General features: G+C 55.2%; 14 protein-coding genes. 9 read left to right on the top strand and 5 right to left on the bottom strand.

Annotated features, from left to right (window positions below):
- Positions 1–198: 198 nt before the first annotated feature.
- The 3 genes from katG (at position 199) to ACT3TC_RS11270 (ending at position 4,277) form a co-directional block, all read left to right on the top strand.
- Positions 199–2,349 (top strand): catalase/peroxidase HPI, encoded by a 2,151-nt coding sequence (gene katG / locus ACT3TC_RS11280; protein WP_444640134.1) that lies wholly within the window; start codon positions 199–201, stop codon positions 2,347–2,349.
- 250 nt (positions 2,350–2,599) lie between these two features.
- A complete protein-coding gene (locus ACT3TC_RS11275; protein ID WP_087110851.1) occupies positions 2,600–2,788 on the top strand; it encodes a hypothetical protein in 189 nt (62 codons plus the stop codon).
- Positions 2,781–4,277, top strand: coding sequence for a sodium:solute symporter family protein (locus ACT3TC_RS11270; RefSeq protein ID WP_444640133.1), 1,497 nt, complete (start codon positions 2,781–2,783; stop codon positions 4,275–4,277). The genes ACT3TC_RS11275 and ACT3TC_RS11270 overlap by 8 nt, the downstream gene beginning before the upstream one ends.
- A gap of 28 nt (positions 4,278–4,305) precedes the next feature.
- Here ACT3TC_RS11270 and ACT3TC_RS11265 read toward each other — a convergent pair whose 3' ends face one another.
- Genes ACT3TC_RS11265 through ACT3TC_RS11255 form a run of 3 tightly spaced genes read right to left on the bottom strand, consistent with a single transcriptional unit; the run spans position 4,306 to position 6,685 of the window.
- Positions 4,306–5,235, bottom strand: coding sequence for a biotin-dependent carboxyltransferase family protein (locus ACT3TC_RS11265; RefSeq protein ID WP_444640132.1), 930 nt, complete (start codon positions 5,233–5,235; stop codon positions 4,306–4,308).
- Positions 5,232–5,936 carry a 5-oxoprolinase subunit PxpB gene (gene pxpB, locus ACT3TC_RS11260; protein ID WP_444640131.1) on the bottom strand — a complete coding sequence of 235 codons (705 nt, stop codon included), beginning with the start codon at positions 5,934–5,936 and terminating at the stop codon, positions 5,232–5,234. Before pxpB ends, ACT3TC_RS11265 begins: the two co-directional genes overlap by 4 nt.
- Positions 5,933–6,685 carry a 5-oxoprolinase subunit PxpA gene (locus tag ACT3TC_RS11255; protein WP_444640130.1) on the bottom strand — a complete coding sequence of 251 codons (753 nt, stop codon included), beginning with the start codon at positions 6,683–6,685 and terminating at the stop codon, positions 5,933–5,935. The genes pxpB and ACT3TC_RS11255 overlap by 4 nt, the downstream gene beginning before the upstream one ends.
- A gap of 453 nt (positions 6,686–7,138) precedes the next feature.
- On the opposite strand from ACT3TC_RS11255, the gene ACT3TC_RS11250 reads away from it, so the two are divergent.
- The 5 genes from ACT3TC_RS11250 to ACT3TC_RS11230 all read left to right on the top strand — a co-directional run bounded on the left by ACT3TC_RS11250 (position 7,139) and on the right by ACT3TC_RS11230 (position 11,957).
- Positions 7,139–8,128: a LysR family transcriptional regulator gene (locus ACT3TC_RS11250; protein ID WP_444640129.1), complete on the top strand. Its 990-nt coding sequence runs from the start codon at positions 7,139–7,141 to the stop codon at positions 8,126–8,128.
- Between the two features lie 17 nt (positions 8,129–8,145).
- The gene (locus ACT3TC_RS11245; protein ID WP_444640128.1) at positions 8,146–9,126 is read left to right on the top strand and encodes a TRAP transporter substrate-binding protein; all 981 of its coding nucleotides are present in this window, start codon (positions 8,146–8,148) and stop codon (positions 9,124–9,126) included.
- 80 nt (positions 9,127–9,206) lie between these two features.
- Complete coding sequence (locus tag ACT3TC_RS11240; protein ID WP_444640127.1) at positions 9,207–9,770, top strand: TRAP transporter small permease; 564 nt, start codon at positions 9,207–9,209, stop codon at positions 9,768–9,770.
- 45 nt (positions 9,771–9,815) lie between these two features.
- Entirely contained in the window at positions 9,816–11,120 is a 1,305-nt protein-coding gene (locus ACT3TC_RS11235; protein WP_444640126.1) for a TRAP transporter large permease, read from the top strand.
- 141 nt (positions 11,121–11,261) lie between these two features.
- Positions 11,262–11,957: an HAD family hydrolase gene (locus ACT3TC_RS11230; protein WP_444640125.1), complete on the top strand. Its 696-nt coding sequence runs from the start codon at positions 11,262–11,264 to the stop codon at positions 11,955–11,957.
- 41 nt (positions 11,958–11,998) lie between these two features.
- Here ACT3TC_RS11230 and ACT3TC_RS11225 read toward each other — a convergent pair whose 3' ends face one another.
- Both ACT3TC_RS11225 and ACT3TC_RS11220 read right to left on the bottom strand, forming a co-directional pair.
- The gene (locus ACT3TC_RS11225) at positions 11,999–12,745 is read right to left on the bottom strand and encodes a sulfite exporter TauE/SafE family protein (protein ID WP_444640124.1); all 747 of its coding nucleotides are present in this window, start codon (positions 12,743–12,745) and stop codon (positions 11,999–12,001) included.
- Between the two features lie 90 nt (positions 12,746–12,835).
- A complete protein-coding gene (locus ACT3TC_RS11220; protein WP_444640123.1) occupies positions 12,836–13,870 on the bottom strand; it encodes a LacI family DNA-binding transcriptional regulator in 1,035 nt (344 codons plus the stop codon).
- Between the two features lie 181 nt (positions 13,871–14,051).
- On the opposite strand from ACT3TC_RS11220, the gene ltnD reads away from it, so the two are divergent.
- Entirely contained in the window at positions 14,052–14,984 is a 933-nt protein-coding gene (gene ltnD / locus ACT3TC_RS11215; protein ID WP_444640122.1) for an L-threonate dehydrogenase, read from the top strand.
- Position 14,985: the final 1 nt, after the last annotated feature.

Raw genomic sequence — 14,985 nt, 5'->3', positions numbered from 1 at the left:
GTCTTGTTGCTTGTGGATTAAAAATTACTATCACGTTGTTTGCTAAATGCAAGTTGTAGCTATAGCTAATGTGCTTTAAAACAGTGCCATGTCAATGAGTCGCCCGCTCGCGCGTTTTGAAAGCGTCATGTTGAGAGACGTCATTGGGTGTTCCTCTGGTTACGCCAGGGGGTAAGCGCAATAAAGGGAGATGAACACATGAGTGGTAAATGCCCGATAATGCACGGCGGTAACACAGCCGCCAGCAAGTCCAATACCGACTGGTGGCCTAACGCTCTGAACCTGGACATCCTGCACCAGCACGATACAAAAACGAACCCGCTGGGTGAAGATTTTAACTATCGCGAAGCGCTTGAAACATTGGATGTAGAGGCACTGAAAGCGGACCTTCGCCAACTGATTACCCAGAGCCAAGCGTGGTGGCCAGCGGACTGGGGCAGCTACGTAGGCATGTTTGCCCGGGTTGCCTGGCATGCAGCAGGTTCTTATCGCCTGGCGGATGGCCGTGGCGGCGGTGGTACCGGCAACCAGCGTTTTGCACCACTGAACTCCTGGCCGGATAATGCCAATACCGATAAAGGCCGCCGCCTGCTGTGGCCGATCAAGAAGAAGTACGGCAACAAGATTTCCTGGGCCGATTTGATGATTCTCTCCGGCACCATGGCCTATGAAGTCGCGGGTTTGAAAACCTTCGGCTTCGCGTTCGGTCGCGAGGATATCTGGCACCCGGAAAAGGACACCTACTGGGGCGCTGAAAAAGAGTGGCTGGCGCCTTCCGACGGCCGTTACGGCGACGTGGCAAAGCCCGACACCATGCATAACCCGCTGGCCGCCGTGCAGATGGGCCTGATCTATGTGAACCCCGAAGGCGTGAACGGCCAGCCTGACCCGCTCAAGACCGCCGCCCAGGTGCGTGAAACCTTCAAACGCATGGCGATGAACGATGAAGAGACGGTTGCCCTGACGGCGGGTGGCCACACTATCGGCAAGTGCCATGGTAACGGCACACCCAGCGATCTAAGCCCGGAACCCGAAGCGGCTGGCCCCGAGCTTCAGGGCCTTGGCTGGATGAAAACCAAGGGTCGTGGCATTGGCCGTGACACCCTGGTAAGCGGTATTGAAGGCGCCTGGACTAAGAACCCGACGCAGTGGGACATGGGCTACTTCGAGATGCTGTTTGGCCACGAATGGGAATTGAAGAAGTCCCCTGCCGGCGCTTGGCAGTGGGAACCTGTCGACATTAAGGAAGAGGACATGCCGGTAGACGTGGAAGATCCTTCCATCCGCTGCATGCCGATCATGACCGATGCCGATATGGCCATGAAGGTCGACCCAATTTACAACGAGATCTGCCAGCGCTTTATGGCGGACCCGGCGTACTTTGATGATGTCTTCGCCCGCGCCTGGTTCAAGCTGACCCACCGCGACATGGGCCCGAAAGTGCGCTACGTGGGCCCGGATGTGCCCCAGGAAGACCTGATCTGGCAAGACCCGGTGCCCGCAGGGCCGGCCGATTACGACGTTGACGCCCTGAAAGCGCGTATCGCCGCTAGCGGTTTGAGTATCAGCGACATGATCAACACCGCCTGGGACAGCGCACGCACTTATCGTGGCTCTGACATGCGCGGTGGCGCCAACGGCGCACGCATTCGCCTGGCGCCCCAGAATCAATGGGAAGGTAACGAGCCAGAGCGATTGGCCCGCGTGCTGTCGGTGCTGACGCCGATTGCTGAAGAAAGCGGTGCAAGCCTTGCCGATACCATTGTGCTGGCAGGTAACGTAGGTATCGAACAGGCAATAAAAGCCGCTGGCTTAAGCGCCACGGTGCCCTTTGCCCCCGGCCGTGGTGATGCAACGGATGAAATGACCGATGCCGAGTCGTTCGAGGTGCTTGAGCCCTTGGCGGATGGCTTCCGCAACTGGCAGAAAGACGCCTACGTGGTCAGCCCCGAAGAGATGCTGCTGGACCGCACCCAACTGCTTGGCCTGACCGCAGCGGAAATGACCGTACTGATCGGCGGCATGCGCGTATTAGGCACCAACCACGCAGGCACCCAACATGGCGTGCTCACCGAGCGCGAAGGCGCATTGACTAACGATTTCTTCGTGAACCTGGTGGATATGGCCAATACCTGGCATCCGGCGGGCGACCATTATGAGATTCGTGATCGTCAAACGGGTCAGGTGAAGTGGACAGCTAGCCGTGTTGATCTGGTGTTTGGCTCCAACTCGATTCTGCGTGCCTATGCCGAAATCTACGCTCAGGATGATTACGTCGAGAAGTTTGTCAGCGACTTTATTGCCGCTTGGACAAAAGTGATGAACGCTGATCGGTTTGATTTAGCGTAATGCCACGCGCCCTATAAGGGGCGCGTGAGCAGTCACTGTTATTGGTGTACCCCCTCTTGCCCGCATCGAAAGATGCGGGCTTTTTTTATTGCCTGAGAAAGCATTAGCGATGCAATTAATCTTCAGTAGACGTACACAAGACGCAGGCAAATCGCTACTCTGGCAAACTCGGGCAGCGCGTTGGTGTGGTTTAGAAACCATAGTGGCACTGCATACGCCTTCTCCCAGCTTTGACAACCCAAGGTGAACCGTGAAACGAGGCAAGTGGATAGTGGCCGTTTGGCTAGTGGTGCTGCTCAGCTGCGTAGTGCCTTACACCCTTCTGACAAATACCGCCGCTTGGTACGGCAGCTTTCTTTTCTGGACTTGCGCTGGACTCGTGGTGATTGCACTTAATATCTTTATTACCCAGGATTTTAAGGAACACGATCGTGACTGAGGCGATGATCTGGGGGGCCATTGCCCTTTACCTACTGGTAGCGGTCGGGATTGCGGTTCTCTCGCGGCAGGGGGCTGCGAACAGTATGTCGGGCTATTTTCTGGGTAACCGGCAGATGAATGGGTTTGTCTCGGCGCTAAGCTACAGCGCAACCACGTATAGCGCCTTTATGATGGTGGGGCTGGCGGGGCTAACCTACGCCGGTGGCGTCGGTGCACTGGGCTTTGAAATTATCTATTTTGCGGGTGTTTCTTTGGTGGCTGTTTTCGGTCCGCGTTTTTGGGCTGTCGGCAAAAAATTTGGCTTTGTTACTCCCAGCGAAATGCTGGGGTATCGTTATCACAGTAAGCCGGTCGCCATGGCCGTTGCTATCACCAGCTGTATCTTTCTGATCCCTTACTCTGCTGTGCAGCTGGCCGGTGTGGGCTATCTGCTGGAAGGCATGACGGATGGCGCCATCACGTTTACCACCGGGGTGGTAATGGCGACGTTAATCGCCGTTTTCTTTTCCTATATTGCCGGTATTCGTTCGGTGATGTGGACCGACTCGTTACAGGCGCTGATGATGATTGTTGCCTCAACGCTGGTCGCATTGCTGGTGGTCCAGGGGCTGGGCGGTTTCAGCGGCCTGTTTGGCACGTTTGAGGCGGAGCATCCTGCAGCCCTCACCGTTCCTGGCACGGGGCTTTTTAGCCTGGTGACCTTTTTGGGGCTGAGTATTCCCTGGTTCTTTTTTAGCCTTTCCAACCCGCAGGTCAGCCAGCGTCTGTTTATGCCTGCGTCGTTGCGCGCCATGCGCCAAATGCTGATTGGCTTTTTGGTGTTTGGCTTTATCTATACGCTGGTGTCCGTGCTGTGGGGATTCTCGGCACTGGCAGCGTTTCCCGATCTTGCGCGGGCTGATCTCGCTACACCTACACTGCTGGCCTCTGACTTTGTTCCCCCCGTGTTGGGAGTGATCGTGATGGTGGGTGTTATGGCGGCAGCGGTCTCAACGATTGATTCCATCATGTTAACCTTGGCCGCCATGTTTTCTCGGGATGTTTACGCCAACGCTAAACCCGGCGTAAATGAACAGCGCCAACTGCTGGTGGGCAAGATCGTTGTGCCGGTTATTGCCCTGCTGGCGCTTGGATTTGCTGAGCTGCAGCTGGATTTAATTGCTGTACTCTCCGTGGCAGCTTCGTCAGGGCTGGTCGCCATGGTGCCCGCGATTATCGGCGCTTTTTACTGGAAGCAAGGCACCGCAGCGGGGGCATTGGCAAGCATCGTGGGGACCAGCGTTTTTGTGCTGTTAATGTATGCCACCGGTAATTCGCTGATGGGTTTGCCGGCCGGTATTTGGGGCATCGTGGTAGCGGCAGCGCTTTTTGTGGGCGTAAGCTTCATCACCACCCCTCATGCCGCTTCAAGGGATGCTTTTTTGGCGGCAATAACAGAAGTGATGGAGCGCAATAAGCGTGTGAAGGTTGACGCATCCTCGGCGTAAAAGTATCTGCCAGGTATAAGCCCGGTGATTAACGCCATTCTGCCAACTGCTGGCGATGGCTCACCTGAGCCTGAGTAGCGCTCACCGGCTGTAGCCACACCTCGGTGCCGGGCAGGCACTGGGAGAGCAGGGCACAGGCGCTGGGGGTAATCGCGCCCATGCGTGGGTAGCCACCAATGGTCTGGCGATCATTCATCAAAATGATCGGCTGGCCATCGGGCGGTACCTGTACAGCTCCCAGCGGGATGCCTTCTGAGATCACGCCGCTTACTTTACTTTCAAGCGCATGCCCTGTAAGTCGAATGCCCATCCGGTCAGCGCGCTGATCAACGTGCCATGGTTGATTAAATAATTGATAGAGGCTGCGGCCCGCAAAGAAGGCCGCCTGGGCACCTAATACCATTGGCAGTAGACAGTGGCCGTTGGGGATCGGCAGTTGAGCGCTTGCTGGAAGTCGGCGTGGCGTCACGGACGCGCCCTGCCAATACAAGCGGTCATTGAGCTGTAAGGGTCTGCCATCCTCATAAAGCCCGCCCAGCTGCTCTCGGGCCGTGCAGGCGCGGCTACCCAATACGACTGGCGCCTCAAGCCCACCGGGGAAGGCGAGGTAGGCACGCAGCCCGGCACGTGGCTGGCGAAACGTGAGTGCTTGCCCAGGGCGTAGAGTGAAGGGCGCGTTAACTGCCAGCGGCTTATCATCAATACGCGCGTCAAGGTCGGCACCGGCCAACGCCAGGCACACGCTTGCGTCGGTTTCCAATGTCAGGTTGCCGCCCATCACAATCTCTAGCGCGGCGCTCTCAAGCGGATTGCCCAGCAGCCAGTTGGCCCAGCGAAAGGAGATCCAGTCGGCGGCGCCGCTTTGGGTAACGCCCAGGTGGCCGACGCCGAAGCGCCCGTTATCCTGAATAAGCGCAAGGGGGCCTGCCTGCTTTACGGTAATGCTAGCTTGGCTCATACGCGCTCCTCTAGCGGGGTCGTATCACCACCGGCAGCTTCAAATTCGGCTTGAGAGATGGCCTTGAAGCGTACCTTATCGCCGGGTAGCAACAGCGGTTCGCCGCGTTTTGCGTACTCAAAAAGCGGCATCGCCGTGCGGCCAAGAATATTCCAACCACCAGGCGAAAGCAGAGGGTAAATAGCCGTTTGGCGCTCGGCGATGCCTACGCTTCCGGCCGCCACCCGGCGTCGCGGGGTTTTCAGGCGAGGAGTGGCCAGGTCTTCATCCACCAGCCCCATAAAGCCGTAACCCGGCGCAAAACCAAGCGCAAAAACGCAGTAGTCGTGACCGCAGTGGCGCGCAATCAACTGCTCAATACTTACCCCGGCGCCTTGGGCCACTGCCGGTAGTTCAGGCCCCACGCTTGCGTCGTACCACACCGGGATCTCATGCAGCTGGCCCTGCTGTGTATCGGCAGGCTGAAGGCCCTTTAGGGCTTCACGGATTCGCGACGTTGCCTCAACGAAGGTCATGCGTTGGCAGTCGTAGTGAACGAGCAGGGTCGTATAAGAAGGAATAAGATCGATCAGCGCATCGTTAAAGGCGTGGCGCAGGGCAGTGTCCGCGGCCATGATCCAGCCCATATTGCGCTCATTGATCTCATCAAAAAGACGCACCGTGAGGGCGTCCATGGCAGCGGTTTCCAGACGCAGTTTCACGCGGACTCCAACACCTTGAAAGCTTCACGGATCGCACGTACGGCGGCAATCGACTCAGGGTTGTCACCATGAACACAGAGCGTGTCGCAAGGAAGTCGCAGCGCTGAGCCGTCGCGGGCGGTCAGGGCGTCGCCCTTGGCCAGCGCAATGGCCTGGGCCACGATAGTCGATTGGTCGTGGTGAACGGCACCCGCCAAGCGACGCGATGCCAAATGGCCGTTGGGCTCATAGGCGCGGTCGGCAAAGGCCTCAAACCAGAGCGTGATGCCCATTTTAGCAGCCAGCTCGCGATGCGGCTCGGTATTGGCGGTGGCCATTACCATCAGCGGAAGGCTTGCATCAAACGCTCGAACGGCACGCATCGCGCCTTCCAGCAGCTCAAGGTTGGCAGCCATATCGTTATACATGGCGCCGTGCGGCTTGATATAGCTAAGTTCGCTACCCTCGGCGCGGCAAATACCGGCAAGCGCGCCCGCCTGATAAAGAATCATATCTTCGACTTCAGCCGCCGAGCAGGCCATGGAGCGTCTCCCAAAACCCATCAAGTCAGGATAGCCTGGGTGAGCGCCGATCCGCACCCCATGCTGAACAGCCAGTGCCACGGTACGACGCATAACGTGAGGGTCGGAGGCGTGGTAGCCACAGGCAATATTGGCGCAGTCAACAAAAGGCATGACCTCAGCATCAAGGCCAAGTGTCCAGTTGCCGAAGCTTTCGCCCATATCGCAGTTGAGTAAGGGAATGACCATAACGACTCCAATTATTATTACAGAGGTTATTTGGGATGCGTTATTAAACCCAAACTAATATAGGGGAGAGGCTCTTTCATTTACCAATCGTTTTTCACGATACTTAATATCGGCAGCTTCTATCGTATTGTTATTTCTTATAAAAATAGTTGACGATAGGAAGTAATACGATTATCAACTAAATAAAGCACTCGATAAAACAATAAAGAAAAACGCGTATTTGACTCAAGCTACTCACAATAAATGGGTCGATAAAAAAGCGTTTTCCGGGGTGAATCATGCACTTGCCAGCCACGTACCATCAACGGGGCGGTTTACTGCCAGCGTTGGGCTTGAAATTACATTGCAGTAGTAGCTTGCTCTGTGAGCCAAATAACTGCTCTGTGAATCGATGCGCCTCGATAGACAGCACCGATATCTTTTGGTCATTGCACGCGTGGATTAGGCAACATTATGCTCGATTTCAAAGAACTTGAAGCCTTTGTTTGGGCCGTCAGATTGGGGTCCTTTCGCAAGGCGGCCGCACGCCTGCATTTGACTCAACCCTCAGTCTCAGAACGTATTTCGCGCTTAGAAGCGACGGTAGGCGAACTGCTGCTGGAGCGCTCGGCCCGCCCGGTGCAACCCACGATGCGTGGGCGTGAGTTTTTCTTGCATGCTGAACGTATGCTCAGCCAGCGTGATGAAGCCATGAAACTCTTCGACAGCGAAGAGGACTACTCGGCCCCCCTTCGACTCGGCACTATCGAAACCATTGCCCACAGCTGGTTCCCTGAGTTCATGCGCCAGCTTACCGAACGTTATCCGCGTTTAACCATCGAGCTTACGGTGGATTACTCACCAGCGCTCAATGAGCGGCTGATGGGTAATGAGCTGGATATCTTACTGGCCATGAATGGCTACCTACCGCCCAAGCAGATCGAATACGAAGCGTTAAGCCCTTACGAGATGGGTATGTTCGTATCTCCACGCCATGCCGAGATGCTCAGTGAAAACACTGAAGCCTGGCGCACAAAGCTGCCGTTTATTTCGTTTGGAAAACTGGCCCGCCCTTATGAAGAGCTGGTTCAGTACCTGGCCGAGCAGGGCGTTACCAGCCCGCGTATCCATAGTGTTAGCACCCTGATGACGATTGTGCGAATGACGATGGAAGGTTTGGGTATCGGTGCGCTGCCGGTTGCCACGGTGCTTGATGAATGGCGGCGTGGCGAGCTCTTGCGCTTGGCATTACCGGTACCGCTACCGGCGATGAACTATGATGTGATATGGCGTCACGCCAATCATCCCCGCTTTTGTAGAGGCGTTGGCCGTTTAGCCCAAAAAACGGCTTGTGCCTACGCGCAGGAGCGCCGTGTCGAGATGACCAATGCGTTATTTCCAGGGCACTGGGTCCAGCCAAGTGCTCTCGTTACCAACCCCAACGCAACACCTCCACTAATATGAATAAGAGGAATTATCCCATGCGTATGCGCATTGCGACCCCCCTACTATTTGCCACCGCCTATGGCTTGGCTGCGACAGCCTCTGCCCAAGCGGCTGAATGGAACATGGCAACACCTTATGGTGACGCGAGTTTTCACACCAACAATACCAAGCAGTTTGCTGCAGATGTTGCTGAAGCGACCGATGGCGAATTGACCATCACCGTGCATAGCGGTGGCTCGCTCGTCTCCCACGGGGAAATCAAGCCGTCGGTACGCCGCGGTACGATTGATGCTGGTGAAGTTTTCATGTCGGTGCTATCCAACGACGCCCCGATTTTTGAGGTGGATACGCTGCCCGGTGTAGCCGGTAGCTACGATGATGCTTATGCGTTATGGCAAGCCACCAAGCCCATGATTACAGAGCTGTTTGCTGGTGAAGGCTTGATTCCGCTGTATGCCGTCGCGTGGCCTGCACAGGGGATTTATACCGCCAATGAACTGACAGATCCGGCGCAGTTTGAAGGTTTGCGGGTGCGGGCACCTAATATCAATACCCAGCGGTTTGTGGATAACCTCGGCGGTAGTCCCACTGAAACCGAAGAGTCGGACATTCCCACCGCGTTCAGTACCGGTCGTGTAGACGCCATGATTACGTCAAGCTCTACGGGTAATTCCATGACGGCGTGGGACTACGTGTCCTATTACACCGACGCCAACTTATGGCTTCCGAAAAACATTGTATTTATCAGTCAGCGTAGTTTTGACCGTCTGGATGAGGCAACTCAGGAGGCTTTGATGGAAGCAGCTGAACGCGCTGAAGAGCGTGGCTGGCAGATGAGTCGTGACGATAACGACGCGAGCCTCGCTGCACTTGAAGAAAACGGCATCACTGTAGCGACCCCGAATGAAGAGGTCGCCGCAGCTCTCCAGGAAGCGGGCGATAAGCTCTTTCAGGATTGGCTGAGCCGTGCTGATGACGAAGCGGAAGCGGCCTTGGAAGGTTACCGGGAGCAGTAAGGTAGCTAAACGGCATAAAACCTTTACGGAGGCGGCGCTGGCCGCCTCTTTTCACCCACGCGCTCGGTGAGATAACGAACATGACGTTTAAATTCGACAGACTCTACCGTCTAGGTGCTTGGGGAGCCGCGGTGTGTATGATCGCGATTTGTGCCCTCATTGCACTGCAAGTGGCTTTTCGTGCCATCGATGCGCTGTTGATACTGGTGGGGCTCAACCGCTTGAACATCAGTATTACCGGTGTTTCCGAGATGGCGGCCTATTTATTGGTGGGTGCTACCTTCTTGGGCTTGGCGTATACCTTTGTGCATCACGCCCATATTCGCGTGACGCTTTTGATTTCACGGCTGCCTTCTGCCATTCGGGTGTGGTTTGAAGTGGCCTGCCTGCTGATTGCTTTAGCGATTAGCGTAATACTCGGGTATGGGCTGATTGGGTTGGCAAGAGAAAGCCTTCAATACAACGATGTGTCATCGGGTTTTTTATCTATACCGCTGTGGATACCCCAAAGCGTCTTGGTCATCAGTGTAGGGCTACTTAGTCTTGCTCTGATCGAGGCGCTGATTATTGCATTGCGGATAGCAACACGTGACCCGTCCAGTTTTCGTGAAGCGACATCCACCGATGACAGCGAAATGCACTAACTCTCTGCCATCACTGCTTGGCCACGTTATGTTGGAGAAGACCTTGTGTTAACACTCAGTTTGGCAACGATTTTTACGTTATTGCTTTTGCTGGGCGGGGGCGTTTGGATCGCTTTTGCCCTAATCGGTACTGCGTGGGTGGCATTGGCATTCTTTAGCCCGTTTGACCCGGGCCCGATCCTTGCCTCTGATTTTTGGGGGGCGAGCTATGGATGGGATTTAACGGCGCTGCCGATGTTTATCTGGATGGGCGAGATCCTGTTTCGATCTGGGCTTGCGGACAATATGTTTCGCGGCCTTTCGCCCTGGCTCAACCGCTTACCCGGCCGTTTGCTGCATACCAATATTATCGGTAGCGGCATGTTCGCAGCCGTGTGTGGTTCATCCGCCGCTACCTGCGCCACCGTGGGTAAAATGACTCTGCCGGAGCTTGAACGCCGTGGCTACGACAGCAATATGGCCATCGGTACGCTGGCAAGTGCCTCGACGTTAGGCCTGCTGATCCCACCCTCCATCATGCTGATTGTTTACGGCGTAGTGACCGAGCAATCCATTTCCCGACTATTTATGGCAGGCGTCGGCCCAGGGCTGATGATTTTGGCAATGTTTATGGCCTACCTCATACTCTGGGCACTTGTTAAAGGGAATCGGGAAGGCCTTACCGGTGAAGATGAGTCTGACATGAGCTTCACAGAGAAGCTGCGTAATACTTGGGCATTAATGCCTATTCTGCTGTTGATTGGCGGTATCATCATTTCGATCTACGGCGGGCTGGCATCACCCACCGAAGCCGCGGCGGTCGGTGTCGTGCTATCCATGGTGATTGCCCGCTGGAACGGCCACTTTACGGCCCAGATATTTAAAAGCTCGCTATTCGCGGCTATTCGTACGGCTTGCATGATCGCGTTTATTATTGCCGGCGCCTCGTTTCTGACCTCGGCGATGGGCTTTACCCAAGTTCCCATGCAGCTGGCCCGCGCGATTAGCGAGATGGGATTATCACCCTCCATGCTGCTCATCGCCCTGACTGTGCTCTTGCTGATCATGGGCTGCTTTTTAGACGGTATCTCGCTTATTTTGCTGGTAACCGCGATTATCATGCCGGTGGTCAGCGCTGCGGGGTTCGACCTTATCTGGTTTGGTATTTATCTGGTGGTTGTGGTGGAAATGTCGCAAATTACCCCGCCTGTCGGTTTTAACCTATTTGTTATTCAGGGCCTGACCGGCAAGGATATTTTAACCATCACACGAGCGACGCTGCCTTTCTTCCTACTGATGTTGCTGGCGATTGCTTTAATGCATGCTTTTCCCGCGATAGCGCTTTATCTGCCTTATGCGATGAATAGTTGAGATAGCTTGGCTGCTCAGTAGCAAAAGGTGTTTCGCTTGATCGACGTCTTAGCAGTACCCAAACTGTTAAAGGCGTCATCTTTTTGTCATGGTTAGTGACATACCCTACGCGCCGTCAATCCGCGACGATAGGAGTGCTTTATGCGGCTGGCCTTGTTTGACCTTGATGATACTCTCTTGGATGGGGATTGCAGCGACCGCTGGAATTTATGGATGTTCGAGCAGGGTTGGATCAGCAACGCCGAGACCTTTCTCGCCCGGGCTGAGCAGATGCAGCAGGCCTATCATGCGGGTCAATTAAAGCTGGAAGAGTATCTGGCGATGACGCTGGCGCCGCTTAAGAACAGGCTCGTGACTGACGTCGAAAAAGAAGTAGAGCGTTTTGTTGCGACGCATATTCAGCCGCGTATATTTGCTCAAGCCTTAGCCTGCCTGGCGTCTCATCGTCAGGCGGGCGATACGTTAGTGCTGATTTCTGCCTCATCGCACCACTTGGTCGCACCCATTGCCAAGATGCTGGGTATCGCCCACGTGCTGGCGGTGGACCTAAGCATTGATAAAGAGGCAGAAAAAGCGCGTTATACCGGCGAGAGTGAGGGCATTTTCTCTTACCGCGGCGGTAAAGTGTTGCGTTTGCAGCAGTGGCTAACGGAGCAACAAATTACGCCCAGCCACACGGTGTTTTACTCGGACTCCCGCAACGATCTACCGCTACTGCAATATGTCGATTGCCCCGTGGTCGTTAATCCCGACCCGGTACTGGCTGAGGTCGCAAGCCTTGAAGGATGGCAACGGTTGGACTGGCGAACTTGGCCGCTACAAAGCAGCCGGTTGTAAAGACCCTCTGCGCAAACGTCGTATTGGAAGACGTTTATCTCTTAAGGCGCTAATGCCTGCCAAATCAAATTAACACCCACTAGGAACATGGCCAGTATTACCAGGCGATAAAACAACTGCTCATTAACCCGGCTTTGTAGCCAAAGGCCGCTACGTACGCCTACCCACGCGACTGGCACCAGGAGTAGCGATGCCCAGGCACTGGCCATATTGATTTCGCCAAGCCACAGGTACGGGCCTAGCTTAATCACGTTAACCGCGGTAAAGGTGACAACGCAGGTGGCGATAAAGGTCTCTTTAGGCAGTTTTCGTGGTAGTAGGTAAAGATTGAGTGGTGGGGCGCCTGCATGGGCAATAAAGCTTGTGAAGCCACACACGCTGGCGGCAGGCAGCGCCCAATGCGTTGAGATAGGCTTGGCGGCCAATGGCTTTAACAGCATATACGCAGCAAACACCACTGAGATCGCACCCAATACCAGGCGAACGCCCTGTTCGCTCAGGCTGCCAAAGAGCAGCGTGCCCACCGCAACACCGACGAAGAGCCCTGGCAAAAATCGCCATACTTCGGCCATGTCATGCTTGCCCCACCATGCTTTCACTGCCAATACGTCCATTACCAGCAGTAGCGGCAGCAATAGGCCTGCGGCCTGCGTGGGACTAATCACCAGTGCCATCAGCGGCACCGAAAGCGTGCCAAAACCACCAGCAAAGCCGCCTTTTGAGACGCCCGTCAGATACACCGAAAATCCGATCAATAGCCAAGCGATAATGGAGTAGTCCGGCAGCATGGCAATTCCTAAAAAGCCTGAAGTTGAAACGCCTAGCGGGAAAAAACGCGTGGGCGGGGCTTGGAGTTAGCGAAAATGTTTTGCGGTCTCTTATGTACTTTCACCGATTTGAAGCGTGAAGCCTACATCGTGTTGTCGGCGATAAACATGTTTACCGCGAAGTCTGCGAATGAGCTCCTGTGCGGCCAGACGGCCCATGTCTTCGCGTGGGGAGAGAATGGTAGTGAGTTTCGGCGTGATATGTTGACCTAACGGTAAGCCGTTGAAGCCTGCAATGGCAATATCATCTGGCACAAGAAGATTTTGGCGTTGGGCGGCCAGCAAGGCACCTGCGGCAAGATCATCGTTGGCAAAATGGATGGCCTGCGTGGCGGGGTAGCCTTTCAAAACCTGGGCTAGGCTTTCCGCGCCCGCCTGCAGGCTGCCCAAAGTGTCCAGTTCTAGCAAGGGGGCTTCAAGCCCCTTTGCCTCCAGTACTTCTTTATGCCCTAGGTAGCGCATTCCCGCGCGATAATCGTGGGAGAGCCGTGCGCCAACATACACAATTCGCTGGTAGCCTCTGTCGATAAGATGGCTGGCCATGCACCGGCCGGCAGCTAAATGATCCAGCCCCACGTTGAGATCTATGCCTTTACCGAGCTCCATCACTTCCATAATCGGATGGCCCCAGTTAGCTAATAGCGTCCGACACGCATCGTTATGGCGTAGCCCGGCGGTGACCAAAGCCGAACATGACCAGCCTAAAAACGTACGCACCAGTTGATACTCACGGTCCAGATCGTAATCAGTATTGCCGAGCAGGATCTGATACCCCTGCGCTTCTAGTGTTTCCTGCAGGCCCTTTATGACTTCCACAAACACGCTGTTGATCAGCGACGGCACGATGATGGCAATCAGCCGGGAGCGGGAAGATGCCAGGCTACCCGCTACTAGGTTGGGCACATAGCCCAAACGCTCTACGCTTTCCAAAACGCTTTGGCGGGTACTGTCGCTCACCTTGTCGGGGTGGTTCAGTGCCCGCGATGCCGTAATCGGGGAAACCCCTGCGGCCTGCGCCACCTGACTGAGCGTGATTTGATCGGAGCGACGGCGTGACTTGTTAGCGGCCGAGAGGTCTTTAGACATTAGTCGCACGTCCTTGATGTTCAACTTGTCGATACGCTGAGAGTAATCTAGAAGTAATGGTAGCGCTATCATGACAGCGCTACCATTTTCCTTGTCATGATAGGCAATAAGAGAAGACCCAAGGAAAAAATAAGGCATCGCAACGCTAGTAACCCACACAACAACAGCGAGGTGTCGACCGGTGAGTCAACACGATAAGCAATCACGTCAAGTAGGCGTTATTGGCCTGGGTGCGATGGGAATGGGCACCGCTACTGCCTTACATCACCAGGGATTTAACGTAACTGGATGTGATATTGCCGCTGAGGCACGCGATGCCTTTATAGCAGCTGGGGGCAAGAGTGTGGCAACGCCGATGGAGCTTGCTCACTGTCATATTGTGCTGGTAGTGGTCGTCAACGGTAGCCAGGTTGAGCAGGTGTTGTTTGGTGAGCAGGGCGTGGTGGGCCATCTAGCGCCAAGCAGCCTGATTATACAGTGCGCCACGGTGGCGCCCAGTCAGGCGAAACAGCTTGGTGAGCGCGTGGCAGCAGAGGGATTGATGATGCTGGACGCACCGATTAGCGGCGGTGCTGCAAAAGCCAAAAGCGGTGAGCTATCAGTTATGGCATCGGGCGCCGCGGAGGCATTTAGCTACGCAAGTGACGTGCTTGATGGCATGGCCGCCAAGGTTTATCGCCTGGGCGATGACCCCGGCGTGGGGTCCAGTATGAAGCTGGTCAATCAACTGTTGGCAGGCGTACATATCGCGACGGCCGCTGAAGCCATGGCGTTGGGTATCCGGATGGGGCTTGACCCCGAGGTTATCTTTGGGGTGATTACCCACTCGGCGGGCAACTCCTGGATGTTCGAGAATCGTGTGCCCCATATTCTCAAAGGTGACTACACGCCGCTTTCAGCGGTGGATATCTTTATTAAAGACCTCAATATCGTGCACCAGACCGGGCGCGAGCTTTCGATGGCAACGCCGGTTGCTGCCAGCGCGTTGCAGCAGTTCACCTCGGCCAGTGGGGCAGGCTTTGGTCGAGAAGATGATTCTGCGGTTATCAAAGTCTACCAGCGGCTATCAGGCATTACGTTGCCTGAAGCGGCGAACGATGCTCAGGAAACCTAAT

The sequence above is a fragment of the Halomonas sp. AOP27-A1-41 genome (assembly GCF_052378605.1).
Lineage (GTDB): Bacteria > Pseudomonadota > Gammaproteobacteria > Pseudomonadales > Halomonadaceae > Vreelandella > Vreelandella citrativorans.
The sequence above is the reverse complement of the archived record's forward strand: the minus strand, read 5'-3'. Positions and strand labels throughout refer to the sequence as shown.

Bases quoted from the DNA above. Each gene is read 5' to 3' on its own strand.
- ACT3TC_RS11240 (WP_444640127.1), top strand. From the start codon at position 9,207: ATGACGTTTAAATTCGACAGACTCTACCGTCTAGGTGCTTGGGGAGCC.
- ACT3TC_RS11225 (WP_444640124.1), bottom strand. From the start codon at position 12,745: ATGCTGCCGGACTACTCCATTATCGCTTGGCTATTGATCGGATTTTCG.
- ACT3TC_RS11255 (WP_444640130.1), bottom strand. From the start codon at position 6,685: ATGGTCATTCCCTTACTCAACTGCGATATGGGCGAAAGCTTCGGCAAC.
- ACT3TC_RS11230 (WP_444640125.1), top strand. From the start codon at position 11,262: ATGCGGCTGGCCTTGTTTGACCTTGATGATACTCTCTTGGATGGGGAT.
- ACT3TC_RS11265 (WP_444640132.1), bottom strand. From the start codon at position 5,235: ATGAGCCAAGCTAGCATTACCGTAAAGCAGGCAGGCCCCCTTGCGCTT.
- ACT3TC_RS11245 (WP_444640128.1), top strand. From the start codon at position 8,146: ATGCGTATGCGCATTGCGACCCCCCTACTATTTGCCACCGCCTATGGC.
- katG (WP_444640134.1), top strand. From the start codon at position 199: ATGAGTGGTAAATGCCCGATAATGCACGGCGGTAACACAGCCGCCAGC.
- ACT3TC_RS11220 (WP_444640123.1), bottom strand. From the start codon at position 13,870: ATGTCTAAAGACCTCTCGGCCGCTAACAAGTCACGCCGTCGCTCCGAT.
- ACT3TC_RS11250 (WP_444640129.1), top strand. From the start codon at position 7,139: ATGCTCGATTTCAAAGAACTTGAAGCCTTTGTTTGGGCCGTCAGATTG.